This is a genomic window from Leucobacter sp. NPDC077196, assembly GCF_040687075.1.
In the GTDB taxonomy this organism is placed as follows: Bacteria; Actinomycetota; Actinomycetes; order Actinomycetales; family Microbacteriaceae; genus Leucobacter.
Genome location: NZ_JBFBML010000004.1, coordinates 1 through 21,373 on the forward strand (window position 1 = coordinate 1; position 21,373 = coordinate 21,373).

General features: G+C 65.8%; 17 protein-coding genes and 1 rRNA gene. 14 read left to right on the forward strand and 4 right to left on the reverse strand.

The window, feature by feature from the left end; all coding sequences use genetic code 11:
• Positions 1 to 132 precede the first annotated feature (132 nt).
• From rrf to mnhG, 7 genes are all read left to right on the forward strand, one after another.
• Positions 133 to 249, forward strand: a 5S ribosomal RNA gene (gene rrf, locus AB0O71_RS05825).
• A 219-nt stretch (positions 250 to 468) separates the two neighbouring features.
• Positions 469 to 3,360: a Na+/H+ antiporter subunit A gene (locus AB0O71_RS05830; RefSeq protein ID WP_363743131.1), complete on the forward strand. Its 2,892-nt coding sequence runs from the start codon at positions 469 to 471 to the stop codon at positions 3,358 to 3,360.
• Complete coding sequence (locus AB0O71_RS05835; RefSeq protein WP_363743133.1) at positions 3,357 to 3,866, forward strand: Na(+)/H(+) antiporter subunit C; 510 nt, start codon at positions 3,357 to 3,359, stop codon at positions 3,864 to 3,866. Before AB0O71_RS05830 ends, AB0O71_RS05835 begins: the two co-directional genes overlap by 4 nt.
• Positions 3,863 to 5,539 carry a Na+/H+ antiporter subunit D gene (locus tag AB0O71_RS05840; RefSeq protein WP_090149475.1) on the forward strand — a complete coding sequence of 559 codons (1,677 nt, stop codon included), beginning with the start codon at positions 3,863 to 3,865 and terminating at the stop codon, positions 5,537 to 5,539. The genes AB0O71_RS05835 and AB0O71_RS05840 overlap by 4 nt, the downstream gene beginning before the upstream one ends.
• A complete protein-coding gene (locus tag AB0O71_RS05845) occupies positions 5,532 to 6,110 on the forward strand; it encodes a Na+/H+ antiporter subunit E (RefSeq protein ID WP_363743136.1) in 579 nt (192 codons plus the stop codon). Before AB0O71_RS05840 ends, AB0O71_RS05845 begins: the two co-directional genes overlap by 8 nt.
• On the forward strand, positions 6,107 to 6,418 hold the full coding sequence (locus AB0O71_RS05850; protein ID WP_211648533.1) for a monovalent cation/H+ antiporter complex subunit F: 312 nt from the start codon (positions 6,107 to 6,109) through the stop codon (positions 6,416 to 6,418). Before AB0O71_RS05845 ends, AB0O71_RS05850 begins: the two co-directional genes overlap by 4 nt.
• Positions 6,411 to 6,821 carry a monovalent cation/H(+) antiporter subunit G gene (gene mnhG / locus AB0O71_RS05855; RefSeq protein ID WP_200328633.1) on the forward strand — a complete coding sequence of 137 codons (411 nt, stop codon included), beginning with the start codon at positions 6,411 to 6,413 and terminating at the stop codon, positions 6,819 to 6,821. The genes AB0O71_RS05850 and mnhG overlap by 8 nt, the downstream gene beginning before the upstream one ends.
• Before the next feature lie 77 nt (positions 6,822 to 6,898).
• Here mnhG and aceB read toward each other — a convergent pair whose 3' ends face one another.
• Both aceB and aceA read right to left on the reverse strand, forming a co-directional pair.
• Entirely contained in the window at positions 6,899 to 8,578 is a 1,680-nt protein-coding gene (gene aceB, locus AB0O71_RS05860; protein ID WP_363743139.1) for a malate synthase A, read from the reverse strand.
• A gap of 52 nt (positions 8,579 to 8,630) precedes the next feature.
• Entirely contained in the window at positions 8,631 to 9,935 is a 1,305-nt protein-coding gene (gene aceA / locus AB0O71_RS05865; RefSeq protein WP_363743141.1) for an isocitrate lyase, read from the reverse strand.
• Positions 9,936 to 10,074: 139 nt separating this feature from the next.
• On the opposite strand from aceA, the gene AB0O71_RS05870 reads away from it, so the two are divergent.
• The 4 genes from AB0O71_RS05870 (at position 10,075) to AB0O71_RS05885 (ending at position 13,634) form a co-directional block, all read left to right on the forward strand.
• Entirely contained in the window at positions 10,075 to 11,559 is a 1,485-nt protein-coding gene (locus AB0O71_RS05870) for a helix-turn-helix domain-containing protein (RefSeq protein WP_363743143.1), read from the forward strand.
• Positions 11,560 to 11,698: 139 nt separating this feature from the next.
• On the forward strand, positions 11,699 to 12,163 hold the full coding sequence (locus AB0O71_RS05875; protein ID WP_363743145.1) for an FHA domain-containing protein: 465 nt from the start codon (positions 11,699 to 11,701) through the stop codon (positions 12,161 to 12,163).
• 1 nt (position 12,164) lies between these two features.
• Complete coding sequence (locus tag AB0O71_RS05880; RefSeq protein WP_363743147.1) at positions 12,165 to 12,842, forward strand: MerR family transcriptional regulator; 678 nt, start codon at positions 12,165 to 12,167, stop codon at positions 12,840 to 12,842.
• 156 nt (positions 12,843 to 12,998) lie between these two features.
• The gene (locus tag AB0O71_RS05885; protein ID WP_363743149.1) at positions 12,999 to 13,634 is read left to right on the forward strand and encodes a MerR family transcriptional regulator; all 636 of its coding nucleotides are present in this window, start codon (positions 12,999 to 13,001) and stop codon (positions 13,632 to 13,634) included.
• 77 nt (positions 13,635 to 13,711) lie between these two features.
• On the opposite strand, the gene AB0O71_RS05890 is transcribed toward AB0O71_RS05885, so the two are convergent.
• The gene (locus AB0O71_RS05890; RefSeq protein WP_363743151.1) at positions 13,712 to 14,554 is read right to left on the reverse strand and encodes a ParA family protein; all 843 of its coding nucleotides are present in this window, start codon (positions 14,552 to 14,554) and stop codon (positions 13,712 to 13,714) included.
• A gap of 195 nt (positions 14,555 to 14,749) precedes the next feature.
• On the opposite strand from AB0O71_RS05890, the gene AB0O71_RS05895 reads away from it, so the two are divergent.
• Positions 14,750 to 18,157, forward strand: a complete 3,408-nt coding sequence (locus AB0O71_RS05895) for a pyruvate carboxylase (RefSeq protein WP_363743153.1) — start codon at positions 14,750 to 14,752, stop codon at positions 18,155 to 18,157.
• A 56-nt stretch (positions 18,158 to 18,213) separates the two neighbouring features.
• Positions 18,214 to 18,705, forward strand: a complete 492-nt coding sequence (gene def, locus AB0O71_RS05900) for a peptide deformylase (protein ID WP_363743155.1) — start codon at positions 18,214 to 18,216, stop codon at positions 18,703 to 18,705.
• A 19-nt stretch (positions 18,706 to 18,724) separates the two neighbouring features.
• Here def and AB0O71_RS05905 read toward each other — a convergent pair whose 3' ends face one another.
• Complete coding sequence (locus AB0O71_RS05905; RefSeq protein ID WP_363743157.1) at positions 18,725 to 20,575, reverse strand: long-chain fatty acid--CoA ligase; 1,851 nt, start codon at positions 20,573 to 20,575, stop codon at positions 18,725 to 18,727.
• Positions 20,576 to 20,694: 119 nt separating this feature from the next.
• On the opposite strand from AB0O71_RS05905, the gene AB0O71_RS05910 reads away from it, so the two are divergent.
• Positions 20,695 to 21,366, forward strand: coding sequence for a lysophospholipid acyltransferase family protein (locus AB0O71_RS05910; RefSeq protein ID WP_363743159.1), 672 nt, complete (start codon positions 20,695 to 20,697; stop codon positions 21,364 to 21,366).
• Positions 21,367 to 21,373 lie beyond the last annotated feature (7 nt).

Below are 21,373 nucleotides of genomic sequence, written 5' to 3' on the forward strand. Positions count from 1 at the left end.
TCTTCTTCCCCTTGAATGGGGAGGGCATGAGTATCTTCAGTAACGATTGTTTCGCGTCCACTTTGTGGTTCTAGACGTACGGCCACACACGTCCACCCTTGGGGGTGGGGTGTGGTCATATGTGAATAGAGTTACGGCGGCCATAGCGTCAGGGAAACGCCCGGTCACATTCCGAACCCGGAAGCTAAGACTGATTGCGCCGATGGTACTGCAAGGGGGACCTTGTGGGAGAGTAGGACACCGCCGGACACCTTTTACAGAAAGGGTCGTACAGTGTAAGCCAGAGACGGCACACACTGTACGACCCTTTCGCCATTTCAGGGCTCTCGTCGTCGACGATGAACAGGTTTCCCGGTCGTGATCGGGGCTTCAAGTGTTCGTTCTCAGGGGAATGGGTGTTTCACTTCCAGTAGACTGGTTCCAGAACTGAACGCCGACGGAACCGGAAGTGGGCCGCCTATGGGAGCGATGATGAGTGTCCTGCTCATCCTCGCTGTCGTATCCATCGCGACTCACCCGCTCGCTCGAGTACTCGGTCGCAACGTCTTCTTCGTAGGGGCGGCCCTCCTCGCAGCCGTCACCGGCCTCTTCGCCGTGCTCGCGATCCAGGTGTACAGCGGTGCGCCGGTCGTGGAGTCCTTCGCCTGGGTGCCGCAGCTCGACCTCACGCTGACGTTCCGGCTCGACACGGTCTCCGTGCTCTTCGCATTGCTCGTCTCGGGGGCCGGCGCGCTGGTCCTGCTCTACTGCAGTCGCTATTTCGACGCGCACGAGCCGGGGCTCGAGCGCTTTGCCGCGGTGTTCATGGGGTTCGCGACGTCGATGCTCGGCCTCGTGCTCGCGGACGACGTGTATCTGCTCTTCATCTTCTGGGAAGGGACGACGATCTTCTCGTTCCTGCTCATCGGACACCTCACCCGTCTGCGCACGTCCACGGCCGCCGCTCTCCAAGCGCTCATGGTCACGACGCTCGGCGGACTCGCCATGCTCGTGGGTCTGGTGCTTCTCGCGAATCAGGTCGGCAGCTCGCTGCTCTCGGATATCGTCGCCACGCCTCCCCAGGGTGGCGTCGGCATCACGGCGGTGTTCTTGATCCTCGCCGGAGCACTCTCGAAATCGGCGATCTTCCCGTTCCACTTCTGGCTGCCGGGCGCCATGGCGGCGCCGACGCCGGTCAGCGCGTACCTGCACGCGGCGGCCATGGTCAAAGCAGGCATCTACCTGATCGCCCGCGTCACCCCGGCGTTCGGCGACGTGCCAGGCTATCGCGAGACGCTGGTCGTTCTCGGCGCCATCACCATGATCAACGGCGGCATTCGTGCGCTTCGCCAGTTCGATCTCAAGCTCATCGTGGCTCACGGTACCGTCAGCCAGTTGGGGCTGCTGGTCATGGTGTTCGGGGTGGGCGACCCGCGGGCGACCTTCGCCGGCTTCGCGCTGCTCTTCGCACACGCACTCGCGAAAGCGCCACTCTTCCTCTCCGTCGGCGTCATCGACCATTCGACCGGCACCCGCGATCTGCGAAAGCTCAGCGGGCTCGGGAAGAAGATGCCGGTGCTCTTCGCGATCACGGTGCTGGCGTCGGCGTCCATGGCGGGGTTCCCGCCGTTCTTCGGTTTCATCGCGAAAGAGTCTGCGTTCACGGAGCTGCTCGAGGTCGGCCAGGAGCGGCCGCTGGCGATGGCGGCATTCGTGGTCGCGGTCGTCGGTAGCGTGCTCACAGTGGCATACATGGGTCGGTTCGTCTGGGGCGCTTTCGCATCGAAGCCGCACGTCGAGACCTGTCGAGTCGCTCACGCGCCCGAGCGTTCGATCCTGATCGCTCCCGGCGTGTTCGCTGGTGCGACACTCCTGATCGGGCTGGTCGCGCCTGCAGCCGACGCGGTGCTGCTTCCACTGGTCAACGCGGAAGCCGCAGGAGTGACGATCGAGCACCTCGCACTGTGGCACGGTGTGACGCCGGCCCTGTTCGCCTCGGCGGGGGTGCTCATCGGCGGGTCGTTGCTGGCCTGGGTGCTCAGTCGTACGACCCGGCGCATGCAGCCTCCCGTCGAGCGGTTTTCGGCATCGCACGCCTACTGGATCGTGACGCACTTCGTCGATTCGATCGCCGTGAAGCTCACGTCCATCACGCAGCGCGGCTCGCTTCCGTTCTATCTCGCGGTGATTCTGATCGTGCTCGTCGGAACGCTGGGCGGCACCGCACTCGCGACCGCCGAATGGCCCGGCGAATTCGTGCTGATCAGTTCTCCGGTGCAGATCCCGATCGCACTGGTGATGATCATCGCCGCCCTGTTCTCCCTGCGCGCACGCACGCGATTCCAATCGGTGGTGCTCGTCGGCCTGACTGGATACGGCATGGCCGCGATCTTCGCAATGCACGGGGCCCCAGATCTCGCGTTGACCCAGGCGCTCGTCGAGACCGTCACGCTCATCGCATTCGTGCTCGTCATCCGGCGCCTGCCCCAGCGGATCGGTCATCGCGCGAGCCGCCCCAAGAGGTGGCTCCGTGCGGGCATCGGCATCGGCGTCGGGCTCGTCTTCGGCATGCTGGCGGTCATCGCACTCGGATCCCGCATCGCGGAGCCGATCTCCCTGCAGCTGCCCGAGCTCGCGTACGCCGGCGGCCACGGGAGCAACGTCGTCAATGTGATGCTCGTCGACATCCGCGGTTGGGACACGATGGGCGAGCTCTCCGTGATTCTGGCTGCCGCGACCGGTGTGGCGTCGCTCGTCTTCCTCAGCACCCGTGTCGACAACCGCCCGAAGCTAAGCCGGCGGGATGCGAGGAGGGCCGCGCAGGAACACCTGCTCCGCGTCGCAGACCCTAACGATCCCGCGCGCCGCATGACCTGGCTTCTGGCGGGACGGCACCTCGATCCGGCGCGCCGCTCGATCCTGCTCGAAGTCGTGGTGCGTCTCATCTTCCACGCGCTGATCGTTCTGTCGATCTACTTGCTCCTGACCGGGCACAACTCGCCGGGAGGCGGATTCGCGGGCGGGCTCGTCGCCGGGCTCGCGCTCGTCGCGCGGTACCTCGCAGGCGGCCGCCACGAATTGGGGGCTACGGTTCCGCTCGATGCCGGCCGCATTCTCGGCGCTGGGCTCGCCATCGCGGTGTCGATGGCGTTCATCCCCATGCTCTTCGGGCAATCGGCACTGGCTTCGGCGTGGGTCGATATCGATCTCGGCATCTTCGGCTCCATTCCGCTGGTGACCTCGACGCTCTTCGACATCGGCGTGTACCTGGTCGTCTTCGGATTGATTCTCGACGTGCTCCGGAGTCTCGGCGCCGAAATCGATGAGCACGAAGAGGCGGATATCGCCTCGTTCGAGGAAGAGGAGGTGAGCTCGCGATGACGATGCCACTCGTTCTGGTCGCCGTGATGGTGGTGATGTACGCCTGCGGTGTCTACCTCATGCTCGATCGGTCGTTGACGCGCCTGCTGCTCGGCTTCCTCCTCGTGGGCAATGCGACGAACCTGCTCATCTTCTTGATGTCGGGAAGCTTCGGAGCTGCGCCGATCTACGGAGAGGCGACGTCCGAGGAGATGAGCGATCCGCTCCCGCAGGCGTTCATTCTCACGGCGATCGTCATCACATTCGGCGTCAGCGCCTTCCTGCTCGCGCTCATCTACCGGTCGTGGCGCCTCGCGCACGACCATGACGACCGCGTGCAGGACGACGATTCCGATCTGGAGCTCGCCACGACGCGCGCACTGGCAGCGACCGAGGTCACCGACGAAGACCTCGCGGAGACGCAGGAGTACGACGACGAGGACTACGCCGAATCCGGCGCAGACATCGCACCGAGCGGCAAGCCAGCCTCCGATGCGTCCGAGACCGCGGGGGAGCCGAAGACATGATTCAGCTCGTTCCGCTCGCCGTGCTCATCCCGCTCGCGGGGGCCGCCTTCGCACTTGCCGTGCCCGGGCACCGCCGCCTGCAGCAGGGAATCACGCTGTTCGCCCTGAGCGCCGTCGTGCTGCTCAGCGGCGCGTTGATGTTCCTGGTGGATGCGCACGGCACGCTCGTCATGGAGGTCGGCGGCTGGGCGGCTCCGTTCGGCATCGCACTGGTCGTGGACCGGGTGTCGGCGCTCATGCTCACGGTGTCATCGATCGTGCTCCTCGGCGTCTTCCTCTTCTCGCTCGGTCAGGGCCTCGCCGACGGAGACGAAGACACGCCGGTGTCGATCTACTACCCGACGTACCTCGTGCTCGGTGCCGGCGTGTTCAACGCGTTCATCGCGGGCGACCTCTTCAACCTCTACGTCGGCTTCGAGATCCTGCTCGTGGCGAGCTACGTGCTCATCACGCTCGGAGGGACTGCGCAGCGCATTCGCGCCGGCGTGACGTACGTCATCGTGTCGCTCGTGTCGTCCGTGCTCTTTCTCGCAGCGATCGGGTTGATCTACGGCGCCACGGGCACGGTGAACATGGCGCAGCTCACGGTGCGGATCGCGGAGCTGCCGAGCGAGGTGCAACTCCTGCTCAATCTGGCGCTGCTCATCGCGTTCGGCATCAAGGCCGCCGTCTTCCCGCTCGCCTTCTGGCTGCCGGACTCGTACCCGACGGCCCCGGCTCCGGTCACGGCGGTGTTCGCCGGATTGCTGACGAAGGTGGGCGTGTACGCCATCATTCGGACGCAGACGAAACTGTTCCCGGATTCGAGCGTCGACCGATTGCTCCTCATCATCGCGGGACTGACGCTCCTGGTCGGCATTCTCGGCGCCGTCTCGCAACTCGACATCAAACGGCTGCTGTCGTTCACGCTCATCAGCCACATCGGGTACATGATCTTCGGAATCGGCATGGCCAATGCAGCCGGCTTCGCCGCGACGATCTACTACATCGCGCATCACATCATCGTGCAGACGACCCTCTTCCTCGCCGTCGGTCTGGTCGAACGACAAGGCGGGACCACCTCGATCTCCGGTCTCGGCGGCTTGATGCGCACTGCGCCGTTCATCGCCATCCTCTTCTTCATCCCGATGCTGAACCTCGGCGGCATCCCCCCGTTCTCAGGTTTCATCGGGAAGCTCGGGCTCTTCACGGTCGCCGCCGATGTCGCGAGCCCAGAAGCGTACTGGCTCATCGGCATCGGGGCGCTCGTCTCCCTCCTCACCCTCTATGCGTTGGCGCGCGCGTGGGTGCTCGCGTTCTGGCGAGCACCGGCGCAGCAGGGAAGCGATCCGAAATCTGCGAAGCCCACCACCACGGAAGCCGTCATGCTGCGCGAGCGCGAGCAGGCGCTCTTCGAGCGCTTGCAGGACGCGCCAGATGCGCAGCCGCAGGCCGAGCAGAAGGAGATCCCGAAGCTGATGTTCGTGGCGACCACCGGCATGGTCGCCATCAGCGTCACACTGACCATCTTCGCGGGTCCGCTCTACGCGTACGCGACCCGGGCGGGAGAAACCCTCGCCGAGCCGGGTATCGTCGTGGAACAGGTGCTCGGCGACGGCTCTGGAGCCGGCTCGGGCGGACCCGGCGGTGGGAGCGGCCAGACCACGCTCGAAGAGGGGGAATCGCATGAGTGATGCACCCACGGAGCTCGCCGGGGAATCACCCCGCGAGGCCCGTCGACGCGAATTCGGCGTGCGGCTGCACGAACTGCCCCTCGTGATCGGCCTCGTCGTTCTCTGGATGATGCTCTGGCACGAGGTGTCACTGCTTTCGGTGCTCAGCGGTCTGGTCATCGCCGTGTTCGTCATGCGACTCTTCTACCTCCCGCCCGTGGAGCTCGCCGGTCGATTCAATGTCTGGCACGCACTGCGGTATCTGGGGTACTTCGTCTGGCACCTGGCGCGCGCCTCATGGGGAGTCGCGTGGCTGGCCGTGCGCCCCGGACCGGTGCCGACGACGTCGATCATCGCGGTGAAGCTCACCACGCGGTCCGACTTCATCATGACGATGGTCGCGCTCACGAACTCCTTGATCCCAGGATCTCTCGTGACCGAGATCGATCGATTCAACTCGACGCTGTACCTGCACGTGCTGAATACGCCGACGCAGCGCGAGCTGACGCAGATGCGACGCAGCGTGTACACCATCGAGCGCCTGTTGGTGATGGCAGCCGGGTCCAAGCAGGAAGTGCAGGCCCTGACATGAGCGATATCACGCAGCTCCTGCTCATCGCGGCTGGCATCGGTCTCACCGTGACCGCCCTCGCCGCCATCGTGCGCATCGTGCGCGGGCCGACGATTCTGGATCGCATGATCGCCTCCGATGTGCTCCTCACGACGCTGATGCTCGCCGTCGGCGCCGACATGGTGGCCCGCGGTCACACCGACACCATCCCGCTGATGACGGTGATCGCCGCCACTGCGACGCTCGCGACGATCGTCGTCGCCCGTTTCGTGAAGCGGCGCGCGGAGCAGCCTCCCCACCAGCAGCCGAAGGAGACGGGACATGTTTGATGCCGTACTCGATCTGATCGCGGCCGTCTGCATCTTCCTCGCCGCCGTGCTCTCGGTCGCGGCGGGAGTCGGTATCATCAGGTTCCCCGACGCGCTCAGCCGTCTGCACGCGGCAACGAAGCCCCAGATCTTCGGGCTTCTGCTGACGATCACGGCGATCGCGCTCGAGGAACGGTCCGTCGCGACGCTGCTCGCCCTGGTGCCGGTCTTCGTGTTTCAATCCCTCACCGCTCCCGTGGCCGCGCACATGGTGGGTCGCGCTGCGTATCGCACGGGGCAACTCGACACGACCACGCTCGTGGTCGACGAGTTGGCGCCGGCCATCGAGCGCAGCGAGGAGTCTTTCGCGCGTCGCCCTGAACGGGAGAACGACGCTGGATCGGGGCCTTCGAAATCCGGCTGACGTGCAGCGAGCCGGGCCCGACGGGACCCGGCTCGCTGTCGACGACTCCTCGTGCGCGTCGTGGTGGAACTGCCTCGCTACGCGTCGACCAGGTATCGGCTGTAGGCCGGAACGGTCAGGAACGTCGGGAAGTCGTCGCCGAGCGCCACGTCGGTGAAGAGCTCCGCAGCGTCGTCGTAGCGATCGCCGTCCGCGCGTTCGAAACCGGCGACGGCCTCAGCGACGAGCTCGGCGACCCATTCCCGAGTGATCCGCGTCCCCTCAGCGGTCGACTGATCCTGGTGGATCCACTGCCAGATCTGGGAGCGGCTGATCTCGGCGGTGGCGGCATCCTCCATGAGGTTGTCGATGGCGACGGCGCCCTGCCCGCGCAGCCAAGCCTCGATGTAGCGGATACCGATCGAGACGTTCTCGCGCACGCCGGCCTCGGTGATATCCCGACCGATTCGCACGTCGAGCAGCTGCGCCGCCGTCACGTGCACGTCGTCGCGCTGCCGATCCACCTGATTCGGGCGCTCGCCGAGCACCGCATCGAACTCGGCTTGTGCGACTGGAATGAGGTCGGGGTGCGCCACCCACGTGCCGTCGAACCCGTCGCCCGCCTCACGGTGCTTGTCCGCACGGACCTTCTCCTCCGCGCGCGCGGTCACCTGCGGGTCCCGACGGTTGGGAATGAATGCACTCATGCCTCCGATCGCGTGGGCGCCCCGCTTGTGGCAGGTCTGCACGAGCAACTCGGTGTAGGCGCGCATGAACGGTACGGTCATGGTTACTTCGCTGCGGTCCGGGAGCACGAAGCGCGCCCCGCGACCGCGGTAGTTCTTGATGATCGAGAAGATGTAGTCCCATCGACCGGCGTTCAGTCCGGCGATGTGGTCCCGCATCACATACAGGATCTCTTCCATCTCGAAAGCCGCTGGAAGCGTCTCGATGAGCACGGTCGCGCGAATGGTGCCGTGGGGGAGTCCGAGCGCCTCCTCGGTGAAGGTGAAGACGTCGTCCCACAGCTTCGCCTCTTCGCTCGACTCGAGCTTGGCGATGTAGAAGTACGGGCCGCGTCCTCGCGACACGAGCTCGCGCGCGTTGTGGAACGCGTACAGTCCGAAGTCGACGAGGCTGCCCGACGCCGCGCCAGCACGACCATGCGCGTCAGTGAAGCGGAGGTGCTTCTCGACGAGATGCCACCCGCGCGGCCTCATGACGATCGTCGGGGTGCGCTCTGCGGTAATCCGGTACTCCTTGCCGGCCTCGCTGGTGAAGGCGAGCTGCTCGCGAATCGCGTCGAAGAGCGAGATCTGGCCACCGATGACGTTGCGCCATGTCGGACTCGTCGCGTCCTCTTGATCCGCGAGCCAGACGCGCGCACCCGAGTTCATCGCGTTGATCGTCATCTTCGGGTCGGTGGGGCCGGTGATCTCCACGCGACGATCCTCGAGACCCGGGCCCGCGCCGGCGACACGCCAGGCCGGATCCTCTCTGATCGCCCGGGTCTCCTCGCGGAACTTCGGATCTCGTCCGTTGCCGATCTCGTAGCGGCGTCGCTGTCGGTCGGCGAGGCGCTCATGCCGGGTGCTGGCGAACCGGTCGTGCAGGCGAGTTAAGAACTCGAGAGCCTCAGGAGTGAGGATTTCTTCGCTGCGGGCGAATGGGCGTCCAAGCACCTCGAATCGCGACGGCGATGTCGGCGTGCTCTCGGATGTGCTGGTGCGTTCGGTGGTGGCGTTCTGCAGCTGCAGCCCCGCCTGGGTCGTCGTCATGATCTGCTCCTCGATATGAGTGGTGTCGGGTGAATTCGGTGGGGACCGTCGCTCAGTGGAACTGGCCCTCTTCGGTGGAGCCGACGAGGGCGAGGGTCGAGGCATCCGGGTTGAGTGCGGTGGAGATCGCGTCGAAGTATCCGGTGCCGACCTCGCGCTGGTGCTTCGTCGCCGTGTAGCCGCGCGCCTCGTCTGCGAACTCGCGCTCCTGCAGTTCGACGTACGCCGACATCCCATCGCGGGCGTAGCCGTGCGCCAGGTCGAACATCGACGAGTTCAGCGCGTGGAATCCCGCGAGGGTGATGAATTGGAATGAGAAGCCCATGGCTCCGAGCTCGCGCTGGAACTTCGCGATCGTCTCGTCGTCCAGGTGCTTCTTCCAGTTGAACGAGGGCGAGCAGTTGTAGGCGAGCATCTGATCCGGGAATTCGGCCTTGACGCTCTCGGCGAACTGGCGCGCCAGCTCCAGGTCGGGGGTGCCGGTCTCCATCCAGATGAGATCGGAGTACGGTGCGTAGGCCTTCGCCCTCGCGATGCACGGTGCGAGGCCGTTCGTGACCTTGTAGAAGCCCTCCGCCGTACGCTCTCCGGTGACGAACGGGCGATCGCGCTCGTCGACGTCTGAAGTGATGAGCGTCGCGGCCTCGGCGTCGGTGCGGGCGATGATGACGCTGGGCACACCGGCGACGTCGGCCGCGAGGCGCGCGGAGTTCAGCGTGCGCACGTGCTGCTGCGTGGGGATCAGCACCTTGCCGCCGAGGTGACCGCACTTCTTCTCGCTCGCGAGCTGATCCTCCCAGTGCACGCCTGCGGCACCGGACGCGATCATCGACTTCATGAGCTCGTACGCGTTGAGGGGTCCGCCGAAGCCGGCCTCGGCATCGGCGACGATCGGAACCAGCCAGTCCTCGACGGTGCTGATGCCTTCGGAGTGCTCGATCTGGTCGGCGCGGAGGAGTGCGTTGTTGATGCGGCGCACGACCTGCGGCACCGAGTTCGCGGGGTAGAGCGACTGATCGGGGTAGGTGTGGCCCGAGATGTTGGCGTCAGCGGCCACCTGCCAGCCCGAGAGATAGATCGCACGCAGGCCGGCCTTCACCTGCTGCACAGCCTGATTGCCCGTGAGTGCGCCGAGTGCGTTCGTGTAGCCGCCGGTCGGGGTCTCGCTGGTGAGCTGGCTCCACAGCTTCTCGGCGCCGCGGCGCGCAAGCGTGTGCTCCTCTTGGACGGTTCCCCGAAGCTTGACGACGTCGGCGGCGGTGTAATCGCGGGTGATTCCGTCCCAGCGCGGGTCATTCTCCCAGTCCCAGGCAAGCTGCTCGGCGGAGGTGGGGGTCTGCGATGCGTCGTTGGTCACGATGACTCCTGTGTTCGGCCCGAAGGTATGAATTGCGGTGTAGTTCCATCTTGAGGGGCCGGTGAGCCGCGTAGAGGCCATTTGATGGTGTGAAGAAATGGTGTTTTTTCACTTGCCGGAAGAATTCTTGTCTGGGAGGATGAGCAACATGACCCTCCTCGAATCGGACCAGACCGTGGTCGCCGACAGTTCCAGTGCCGACGGCGGCGATGCACTGACGCTCGGGCGCCGCATTCGTGCCCTCCGCACGTCTCGCGGACTCACCCTGGAGCAGCTGGCTCGCGAGGTCGACCGCGCGCCCTCGCAACTCTCGGCGATCGAGAACGGCAAGCGAGAGCCCCGATTGCCCATGCTGCGCGCGCTCGCGTCAGCGCTCGAGGTGACCGTCGATGCGCTGCTCGCGGCGGAGGCGCCTTCCGAGCGAGCGGCGCTCGAGATCGCGGTGGAGCGGGCGCAGCGGGGTCCGGTATTCCAATCGCTCGGGCTGCAGCCGATCCGTGTCTCCAAGTCGGCGAGCGACGAGACGCTGCAGGCGATCCTCGGCTTGCATCAGGAGGTCGAGCGGTTGCATCGCGAGCGTGCTGCCACGCCGGAGGAAGCGCGGCGCGCGAACACCGAGTTGCGTGCGCAGATGCGCAGCGCTGGGAATTACTTCCCCGATCTCGAAACTGCGGCGAGCAGACTGCTCGACAGCGTCGGGTACTCGGGTGGGCCGGTTTCTCAGCAGACGATCGCTGATATCGCAGAGCGGCTCGGGTTCAGCCTGCACTATGTCTCCGACATGCCGCACTCGACGCGGTCGGTGATCGACCGCAGAAACGGCAGGGTGTATCTGAGCGGAGCCGTGCCATCGCGTGATGCCCGCGCCCCGATTCTGCGTGCGCTCGCGAGTGTGGTCTGCGGGCATGAAGAACCCAGTAGTTACGGGGAGTTCTTGCGCCAGCGCGTCGAGGCCAATTATCTCGCCGGTGCAGTGCTGCTGCCAGAGGCCGCCGCGGTGCCCCTGCTCACTGAGGCGAAGCAGCAGCGGCAGATTTCGATGGAGGATCTGCGCGACGCATTCGGGGTGTCCTACGAAATGGCGGCCCACCGCTTCACGAACATCGCCAGCGAGCGTCTCGCGCTCGAGGTGCACTTCATGAAGGCGCACGAATCGGGCACGCTGATCAAGGCCTATGAGAACGACGGTGTGCGGTTCCCATCGGATGCGCTCGGGAATTTCGAGGGCGCCACCGTCTGCCGCAATTGGACTGCGCGCACCGTGTTCGGGCAGCCGGATCGCTTCAACCCGTGGTATCAGTACACGGACATGGCGGCTGGGGGAACGTATTGGTGCACCTCTCGCGTCGAGAAGGCCAAGGAGGGGCAGTACTCGGTCAGCGTTGGAGTGCGCTTCTCCGATGTGAAGTGGTTTCGGGGGCGCGAGACTGCGCACCGCTCGCAGTCCTTCTGCCCGGATGACCAGTGCTGCAGACAGGCCTCTGGCGAATTGACCCGGAAGTGGGAGGCCGCGGCCTGGCCGGAAGCGGCGACTCCGACGAGCCTGCTCGCGGCGCTGCCGACCGGCACATTTCCTGGCGTCGACGCGCACGAGGTGTACGCATTTCTGGAATCGCACGAATAGCGGGGAAGTTCCTGGACGCCACGCCGCGTCGGGCCACAAAAGTGGGCGCCGAGATGCGCCGGGAGCCCCGCCTGCGATAGCGTAGATGTACCGAGTCGAACGGCTTGCGAAGGCTCCGAGTGAAGAAGTGGGTGAGGTCATGAGCAACGAGAGTCATGCCCGTCGCGCTGAGAGCATCGCGGTGCGCTCGACCCAGCAGTTCCGAGACGATCTGGGCGCACTCATCCGCACGCGGGCGACCGATTTGACGATCGACGAGCGCGAGGCGGTCGAAGCACTGCCCTCCGGCGCGGCGTTGCTCGTTGTGCGTCGCGGGCCGGACCAGGGCGCGCGCTTCCTGCTCGATCAGGATGTCACGGTAGCGGGGCGCCACCCCGCGGTCGACATCTTCCTGGACGACGTCACGGTGTCCCGTCGGCACGCCGAATTCCGTCGCAGCGGCACGTCGTTCGCGGTCGCGGATCTGGGCTCGCTCAACGGCACGTTCTGCGATGGTGCTCGGATCGACGGCTCCGTGGTGCTCGACGACGGTGCCGAGGTGCAGGTCGGTAAGTTCCGGTTCACGTTCTTCGCCTCACGATTCGATCTCGCCGAGGAGAACTAGCGTGGCGGCCGCCCAGGCCCGTCAGAACCCCTCAGGTCTCCTCAGCATCGGTCAGGTACTGGCGCGTCTGCAAGACGACTTCGCCGACCTCACCCCCTCGAAGCTGCGGTTCCTCGAAGAGCAGGGTTTGGTCACGCCCGAGCGCACGAAATCGGGATACCGCAAGTTCTCGCAGTCGCACATCGAGCGCCTCCGCTTGATCCTGACCCTCCAGCGCGACCACTACCTGCCGTTGAAGGTCATCGCCGAAGTGCTCGAAGAACTCGATGCCGGGCGTGACCCGATCATTCCTGGCGCGGCGCCGCGCAGCGCCTCGAGCATCCTCGCCCCGAAGCGAGTACTCAGCAGCGACGAGCTGCGACGGCTCACCGGAGCAAGCCCGCGATTCATTGGAGAGGCTATTGCGGCGGGCCTGCTCCCCGCTGCTGAAGTATTTCCGCACGACGCCGTCGCGCAGGTGAATGCGCTTTTGAAGCTCGCCGAGCAGGGCATCACCCCGCGCCACCTCCGCCCGCTGCGCGTCGCTGCGGAGCGCGAGGCCGAGCTGATCGCGCATGCCGTATCGACTCGCGGAGTGAAAGCGGCGTCTCCCGCCGCCGCGGAAGGGGCGCTGGAGATCGCGGATCAGCTCGACACCGTGCGCGCCGGCGTGTTGCGACGTCGAATCGGGAGCGTCTGAGCACGCTCGAAACGGCGTGATTTCAACCTTAAAGTTCCACCTGAACTCGACACGCGATAATTAACTCTCACCGGTCGTTGCACGGGGGCGAGGGGCTCGATAACGTTGGTGAAGTTCGGCGGCCATCCAGGTGCGCGCCGATGTGAAAGGAACACGATGGAGCACACTCAGCGGCCGGATGGCGACGCGGCGATTCCATCGGCACAAGCACTCTCGGACGCGGGACTCGTGGCTGATCCTGAGGCGTTCACGTCCCTTTCCGTCGACGCTGACGTGCTCTTCGACGATGGCTTGCCTCGTCCGAATCAGGACGGCGGCTTCAAGGGAGCAACGGCCGCTCGCGCCGCTGGCATCACCTATCGCCAGCTCGATTACTGGGCCCGCACGGGCCTCGTCGAACCGACGGTGCGCAGCGCGAAAGGATCCGGCTCACAGCGGCTCTACGGGTTCCGCGACATCCTCGTGCTGAAGCTCGTCAAGCGCCTTCTCGATACGGGCATCTCGCTGCAGCAGATCCGCACGGCCGTCGCCCAGCTGCACGAAGCGGGTGTTCACGATCTCTCGCAGACCACGCTCATGAGCGACGGTGCGAGTGTCTATCTGTGCACGTCAAGCGACGAGGTCATCGACCTCGTCAGCCGCGGCCAGGGCGTGTTCGGCATCGCCGTGGGCAAGGTGCTGCGCGAGGTCGAGACGTCGCTCGTCGACATGGACGAGCACCGGGAAGAGGCATCCGCGGAATCGGCGGTCGATGAACTTGCCGCGCGTCGAGAGTCCCGCAAGATATCCTGACAGCGCTCGTCTCGCGAGAGGCGCGTCGCGACCGGCGTCGCTGAGCTCGAACGATGGAGACGCGGGCAGGCCGCGAACTAGTCCTCTACGACGGTGGCCGTGGGTGCGCTCGACGCTCCTGCGCGAGCCGCGTCCAAGCCGGCTGAGCGGAGGATTCGGTCGAGCACGAGATCGAAATTGGCTGCCATCTCCTGCGACGCCTCTCCCGGCCACATGTGCACGGGCTTCGCGGCTCCTTGCGCCTGCTGCAGCGAGAGGCGCTCGGGGAGCTGCGGGTTGAGCACGAGCGGGCCGAACATCTCGCGGAGCTCACGGATGCGGAACTGATGCTCCAGCGACTGCGGCTGCGTGCGGTTGATGAGGATTCCCAGGGGCTGCAGGCGGGGGCTCACGCCGCGTCGAATCTCCTCGATCGCGCGAAGCGCGCGGTCGGTGGCTGCGACTGCGAACAGACTGGGCTCGGCGACGACGAGCACGCGATCGCTCGCGGCCCACGCAGTGCGGGTGAGCGCATTCAGTGAGGGTGCGCAATCCACGAGCACGAGGTCGTACTCCGACTCGACGATCGCCAGCGCCTCCTCCAGCTTCCAGATGTCGCGCGTCGACGGGTGCGGGCCGTCAAAGTTGATCGCAGACGGACTGCCGACCAGCAGGTCGATCTTTCCGCCCTCGTGATAGTCGTTCCAGCCGCTGTGCGCGATGGCGCTCCGAACGGTCTTCTCTTTCGGGCTCTCGAGTACATTCGCCACATTGGCGAAGCCCTCGGGGTTCACGGCCAGGCCCGTCGACACGTCGGACTGCGGATCGAAGTCCACGACCAGGGTTCGCAGACCGCGCGAGAACGCGGCCGAGGCGAGGCCGAGCGTCACGGTCGTCTTGCCGACGCCGCCCTTGAGGGAACTCACACTCAATACATGCACGCAGCAAGTTTAGTGGATTCGTCCGGTGCATCGGCTGACTTCGTCGTGGGCGAACGGAATCCTGCCCCCGGGTCGGGGCAGTGATCCACCGATGACCACGTTTGACGCTTGTCGATCCAGCGACCATGTATCTTGATATCGAACCAGTTCGACGGCGTGAGCATTCGGCGGCGAGAACAGTAGCAAGGAGGCGGAGTGTTCCAGAAGATCTTGGTGGCGAATCGTGGTGAGATCGCGATTCGGGCGTTTCGCGCGGCTCATGAGTTGGGTGCGCAGACGGTTGCAGTGTTCCCCTACGAGGACCGGAATTCGCTGCATCGGCTCAAGGCGGATGAGGCGTATCTGATCGGCACCGTGGGTCACCCGGTGCGCGCGTATCTGGACGTCGCGGAGATCGTCCGAGTCGCCGTGGAATCGGGCGCTGACGCGATTTACCCCGGGTACGGCTTCTTGTCGGAGAACCCTGATCTTGCTGCTGCGGCCGATGCCGCCGGGATCCGTTTCATCGGACCCGGGAAGACCGCGCTCGAGATGGCCGGCAATAAGGTCGCCGCCAAGGAGCACGCGATCGCGGCCGGCGTGCCGGTGCTGCGCTCGACGCCGCCATCGACCGACATCGAGTCACTGGTGACGGGTGCGGAAGAGATCGGTTTCCCGGTCTTTGCGAAGGCTGTGGCCGGTGGCGGCGGTCGTGGGATGCGGCGGGTAGAGCGGGTCGAGGATCTCCGCGACGCGTTGGAGGCCGCCATGCGGGAGGCGGAATCCGCGTTCGGCGACGCGACCATGTTCATCGAGCAGGCCGTGCTGCGCCCGCGGCACATCGAGGTGCAGGTGCTCGCCGACGCTGCGGGTGCGACCGTGCATCTGTTCGAGCGCGACTGCTCGGTGCAGCGCCGGCATCAGAAGGTCGTGGAGATCGCTCCGGCCCCGAACCTGACCGAAGAGAAGCGGAACGAGCTCACCCGCGACGCGATCGCGTTCGCGAAATCGATCGGGTACGAGAACGCCGGGACCGTCGAGTTCTTGCTCGACACCGCGGGGGAGCGTGCGGGGGAGCACGTGTTCATCGAGATGAACCCCCGCATCCAGGTCGAGCACACCGTGACCGAAGAGGTCACGGACGTCGATCTGGTGCGCGCGCAGATGCGGATCGCGGCCGGGGCGACGCTTGAGGAGCTGGAGCTGACGCAGGACCGCATCCAGTTGCGGGGGGCCGCGCTGCAATGCCGCATCACCACGGAGGACCCGGTGAACGGGTTCCGACCAGACCTGGGGCGGATCACGGCGTACCGCTCGCCGGGTGGCGGCGGGGTGCGCCTGGACGGCGGCACGATCGAGGTCGGCGCCCAGATCAGCCCGCACTTCGACTCGATGCTGGCGAAGCTGACCTGCCGCGGGCGGTCGTTCGATGATGCGGTGCGTCGCGCGCAGCGCGCCCTCGCCGAGTTCCGCATCCGAGGGGTTGCCACCAACATTCCGTTCTTGCAGGCCGTGCTCGCCGACACCGATTTCCAGGCGGGCGACGTGTCGACCCAGTTCATCGGGGAGCGCCCGGAGCTGCTCAAGATGAACGCGTCGAAGGATCGCGCGACGCGCCTGCTGCAGCACGTGGCGAACGTCACGGTGAATCAGCCGAACGGACCCCGTCCCGGTCTCATCGATCCCGAGGTCAAGCTTCCCCGGCTCGATCTGTCTCGCCCCGCCCCCGCGGGCAAGCGGCAGCTCCTGCTCGAGATCGGACCCGACGCGTACGCGCGGCAGCTGCGCGAGCAGACCGCGCTCGCGGTGACGGAGACCACGTTCCGCGACGCGCACCAGTCGCTGCTCGCGACGCGGGTGCGCACCAAGGATCTCGTTCGCGCGGCGCCGTACGTGGCGCGGATGACGCCTGAGCTGTGGTCGGTCGAGGCCTGGGGCGGTGCGACGTACGACGTCGCCTTGCGGTTCTTGGGCGAAGACCCGTGGGAGCGGCTCGCCAAGCTGCGGGAGGCGCTGCCGAACGTGCCGATCCAGATGCTGCTGCGCGGGCAGAACACGGTGGGCTACACCCCGTACCCGAAGCAGGTCGCGCAGTCGTTCGTGCGCGAGGCGGCGTCGACCGGCGTGGACGTGTTCCGCATCTTCGACGCGCTCAACGACGTGAACCAGATGCGTGTCGCGATCGACGCGGTGCGTGAGACGGGGACGGCGATCGCGGAAGTCGCGATGTCGTTCACGGGAAATCTGCTGAGCCCCGCGGAGGACAAGTACACCCTCGACTACTATCTGCGCCTCGCCGAGCAGATCGTCGACAGCGGCGCGCATGTTCTCGCGATCAAGGACATGGCGGGGCTGCTGCGCCCGGCGGCGGCGGCGAAGCTGGTGACCGCGCTCCGGGATCGGTTTGATCTGCCCGTGCATCTGCACACGCACGACACGCCTGGCGGGCAGCTCGCGACGCTGCTGGCGGCTTCCGCGGCCGGCGTCGACGCCGTGGACGTCGCGTCGGCACCGATGTCGGGGACCACGAGTCAGCCGTCGCTGTCGTCGCTCGTGGCGGCGCTCGCGGATACCGACCGCGACACGGGACTGTCTCAGGACGCCGTGTTCGCACTCGAACCCTATTGGGACGCGGTGCGCACGGTGTACCGTCCGTTCGAATCGGGGCTTCCCAGCCCGACGGGGCGCGTGTACACCCATGAGATTCCCGGCGGCCAGCTTTCCAATCTGCGCCAGCAGGCGATCGCGCTGGGGCTCGCCGACAACTTCGAGAAGATCGAGGATCTGTACGCGGCCGCCGATCGTATCCTGGGGCGCATTCCGAAGGTGACGCCCTCGTCGAAGGTCGTCGGCGACCTGGCGCTGCACCTGTCGGCCGTCGATGCCGATCCCGCCGATTTCGAAGCACACCCCGAGAAGTACGACATCCCGGACTCGGTGGTCGGGTTCCTCGCGGGCGAGCTGGGTGAGATTCCGGGAGGCTGGCCAGAACCGTTCCGCACGAAGGTGCTCGCCGGGCGTGCCGTGAACATCGAGGTCGAGCCGGTATCGGACGCGGATCAGGCGATGCTCGACGGATCGAGCGCCGAGCGGCGTGCGACGTTGAACCGGCTGCTGTTTCCGCAACCGACGCGTGTCTTCGAAGACGCCAGGGAGCAGTTCGGTGACGTGTCGGTGCTCGATACGGCCGATTATCTGTACGGTCTGCAGTCCGGGGAGGAGCGCGCGATCGATCTCTCGAGGGGTGTGCGGTTGTACGTCGGGCTCGAGGCGATCGGTGAGGCTGATGACAAGGGTCTGCGAACTGTGATGGTGCGCGTGAACGGGCAGCTGCGTCAGGTGTTCGTGAAGGACGCCTCGGTGAAAGTCGAGGCGGTGCTCGCGGAGAAGGCGGACCGGACCGTTCCCGGGCACGTGGCAGCGCCGTTCTCGGGCACCGTGACGGTGAAGGTCGCGGCGGGCGATGTCGTGGAGGCCGGGCAGCCGATCGCTTCGATTGAGGCGATGAAAATGGAAGCGGCGATCACGGCGCCCGTCTCGGGCCGGATCGAGCGGGTCGTGTTCACCGGAACGCGCGGCCTCGAATCCGGGGACCTCATCGCGGCGATCACCCCCGCCGAGTAAGTGTGGAGCGCCTCGGTGCGGAACGATTCCGCGCCGAGGCGCTAGGCTCGGGTGTCATGGCGATTCGTGACATCAGGGTCTTTGGAGATCCCGTACTGCGCACCGTGTGCGATCCGGTTGAAGAGATCGACGAGGGCGTTCGCGCGCTCGTGCAGGACCTTCTGGATACCGTCGATATGGACGGCCGCGCCGGGCTCGCCTCGACCCAGATCGGGCACACCGCGCGGGTCTTCAGCCTGAATATCGACGGAAAGCTCAGCTACGTGATCAACCCCGAGATCGTCGCACTCGAGGGCGAACCCGAGTTGACGGGCGAGGGATGCTTGTCTGTTCCCGATCTCTGGTTCGACGTGATGCGGTACCCGCGAGCGACCGTCCGCGGCATCGATCTCGACGGGCACCCCGTCGAGATCACGGGCGCAGGGTTGATGGCCCAGGCACTCCAACACGAGTGCGATCATCTCGACGGAAAGCTGTATCTGTCTCGCCTCGACCGCGACTCCCGCGGCGAGGCGATGCGACAGATTCGCACTTCGAGCTGGTTCTAGCCGACTCGAGGCGCGGCCGTCACCGCACGACGGACACGTTCTCCGTCTGCGGGTGCTCTCCATAGATGCCGGCGATCTCTCCCGCGAAATCGCGCAGGATATTGTCGCGCCGAATACTCATCTTTGGCGTCAGATGCCCGTTCGCCTCGATGAACTCCGTCGGCAGAATGACGAACTTGCGAATCGACTCCGCACGCGAAACGAACGCATTGCCCTGGTCGATGGCGCTCTGCACCTCGGCGAGCACCTTCGGGTGGACCGCCGCCTCTTCGAGCGTCATCGTCGCATCTTCACCGTGGTTGTTCAGCCACGGGGCGAGCATCTCGGGATCGAGGGTGATGAGCGCGGAGATGAACGGTCGCTGATCGCCGACCACGACGACCTGTCCGATGATCGTGTGCGAGCGGATCGGGTCTTCGAGCGCCGCGGGCGCGACGTTCTTTCCCCCGGCGGTGACGATGATCTCCTTCTTGCGACCGGTGATCGAGAGGTAGCCGTCGGAGTCGAGCGCACCGATGTCTCCGGTGCGGAAGAAACCGTCAGAGGTGAATGCCTCTTGAGTGGCTTCCGGGTTGTTCCAGTACTCCTTGAAGACATCGATTCCTGCGATCTCGATCTCGCCGTCCTCGGCGATGCGCACGGTGTGGCCGGGAAGCGGGGGCCCGACGGTGCCGATCTTGAACTTGTTCGGCAGGTTGACCGTGGCCGGGGCGGTCGTCTCGGTGAGCCCGTAGCCCTCGAGAATCTTCACACCGAGACTCCGGTAGAAGTGGCCCAGGTAGTGGCTCAGGGGAGCGGAGCCCGAGACCGCGAAGCGCACCTTCCCGCCCAGCTTCTCGCGAAGCTTGTCGTACACGAGCTTGTCGAAGAGCCGAAACTTCAGGCCGAGCACGAAGGGCACCTTGCCCGCATCGAGCGCTTCGGAGTGCGCGACGGCGACCTTGGCAGCCGCGCGGAAGATCTTGCCCTTGCCCTCGGCCTCGGTCTTCTGTTCTGCGGAGTTGTACACCTTCTCGAACACGCGAGGCACGGCGAGCAGGAACGTGGGCTGAAACGTGCTGAGCGCAGGGAGCAGCTGGCTGGTATCGGCCTGGTGGCCGACGCGCACTCCGGCGTGCACCGACATCACCGAAATGAACCGGGCGAAGACGTGCGCGAGGGTCACGAACAGCAGCGTCGCGGCTCCGGGCTGCTGCACGACGTCGGAGAGGGCGGCAGCCGCGTTGCGAGAGAGGTCGACGAAATTCGCGTGGGTCAGCACGCACCCCTTCGGTCGGCCCGTCGAACCCGAGGTATAGATCAGCGTGGCGATGTCCGACCCCTGCGCGAGACCGCGTCGACGATCGATCTCCGCGTCGTCGATGGCTGCGCCGGCCTCGCGCAGCTGCGCGAGCGCGCCCTGGTCGAGCCGCCACGTGAGCGAGACCGCCGGGAGATCGTCCTTGATCTCCTCGAACCGGGCGGCGTGATCCTCCGTCTCGGTGAGCATCGCGCGGGCTCCCGAATCCTCGAGCACCCAGTGCACCTGGAGTGGCGACGAGGTCTCGTAGACCGGCACCATGACGGCTCCGGCGTAGTGGATCGCGAAATCCACCAGGGTCCACTCGTAACTCGTCTTGCACATGAAGGCCACACGATCGCCCGGCTCGATCCCCGACGCCACGAAGCCTTTCGCGAGTGCCACGACATCGGCGCGGAAGTCGCTGGCGCTGATGTCTCGCCACCCGTCACCGACGGGCACGGCGAAGAGCGCGCGATCCGGGGTCGACTGCACCCTCTGCTCCAGAAGATCCGTTATGTTGTCCTCCGGGACCGGCGGGACGAGGATCGGGGTCTCGGACTGATTCACGGCAGCTCCTTTGATACTCATGTATCCGTCGTACGCGACGCGGCGTCTCGCGTCGCACCTTGTTCTGCCACCCTATACGCATACCGCCGCCGAACCCCCGGCTCCGGTAGGGTGTTCTCAGTCGAGAGGAATCGTGGGCAGTGCTCTACTGGATTTTTAAACACCTGATCATCGGGCCGATCTTGAAAACGATCTTCCGCCCGTGGCTGGAGGGTGCCGAGAACATTCCGGCGACCGGGCCCGTGATCATTGTAGGAAACCACCTGTCGGTGATCGATTCCTTCTTCATGCCGACGATGATCGACCGCCGCGTCTACTTCCTCGCCAAGAGCGATTACTTCACGGGGAAGGGACTGAAGGGCTGGCTCGTGAAGTCGTTCATGACTGCGGTCGGCCAGCTGCCGATCGACCGGTCGGGCGGAAAGGCATCCGAGGCGTCACTGAATACGGGTCTGGGAGTGCTGGATCGCGGAGACGTGCTCGGCATCTACCCTGAAGGCACGCGCAGCCCCGACGCGCGCTTGTACCGCGGTCGCACGGGCGTCGCCCGCCTGGTCGTCGAGTCAGGAGCGGTCGTCGTGCCCGTCGTCATGATCGACACTGAGAAGGCGATGCCGATCGGGGCGAAGATCCCGAAGATTCGCCGAATCGGAACGGTCGTCGGAAAACCGCTCGACTTCAGCCGATTCGCTGGCATGAGCGCCGACCGCTTCGTGCTCCGCAGCGTGACCGATGAGATCATGCTCGAGATCCAGAAGCTCAGCGGGCAGACGTATGCAGACGTCTACGCGTCGAGCGTGCGCAACCGGTAGCAGGAGC

What these genes read in the sequence shown, in the direction of transcription:
- AB0O71_RS05845 (WP_363743136.1), top strand. Translation starts at nt 5,532, where the DNA reads ATGAGTGATGCACCCACGGAGCTCGCCGGGGAATCACCCCGCGAGGCC.
- AB0O71_RS05830 (WP_363743131.1), top strand. Translation starts at nt 469, where the DNA reads ATGATGAGTGTCCTGCTCATCCTCGCTGTCGTATCCATCGCGACTCAC.
- AB0O71_RS05850 (WP_211648533.1), top strand. Translation starts at nt 6,107, where the DNA reads ATGAGCGATATCACGCAGCTCCTGCTCATCGCGGCTGGCATCGGTCTC.
- AB0O71_RS05905 (WP_363743157.1), bottom strand. Translation starts at nt 20,575, where the DNA reads ATGAGTATCAAAGGAGCTGCCGTGAATCAGTCCGAGACCCCGATCCTC.
- mnhG (WP_200328633.1), top strand. Translation starts at nt 6,411, where the DNA reads ATGTTTGATGCCGTACTCGATCTGATCGCGGCCGTCTGCATCTTCCTC.
- AB0O71_RS05875 (WP_363743145.1), top strand. Translation starts at nt 11,699, where the DNA reads ATGAGCAACGAGAGTCATGCCCGTCGCGCTGAGAGCATCGCGGTGCGC.
- AB0O71_RS05870 (WP_363743143.1), top strand. Translation starts at nt 10,075, where the DNA reads ATGAGCAACATGACCCTCCTCGAATCGGACCAGACCGTGGTCGCCGAC.
- AB0O71_RS05840 (WP_090149475.1), top strand. Translation starts at nt 3,863, where the DNA reads ATGATTCAGCTCGTTCCGCTCGCCGTGCTCATCCCGCTCGCGGGGGCC.
- AB0O71_RS05885 (WP_363743149.1), top strand. Translation starts at nt 12,999, where the DNA reads ATGGAGCACACTCAGCGGCCGGATGGCGACGCGGCGATTCCATCGGCA.
- aceB (WP_363743139.1), bottom strand. Translation starts at nt 8,578, where the DNA reads ATGACGACGACCCAGGCGGGGCTGCAGCTGCAGAACGCCACCACCGAA.
- def (WP_363743155.1), top strand. Translation starts at nt 18,214, where the DNA reads ATGGCGATTCGTGACATCAGGGTCTTTGGAGATCCCGTACTGCGCACC.
- AB0O71_RS05835 (WP_363743133.1), top strand. Translation starts at nt 3,357, where the DNA reads ATGACGATGCCACTCGTTCTGGTCGCCGTGATGGTGGTGATGTACGCC.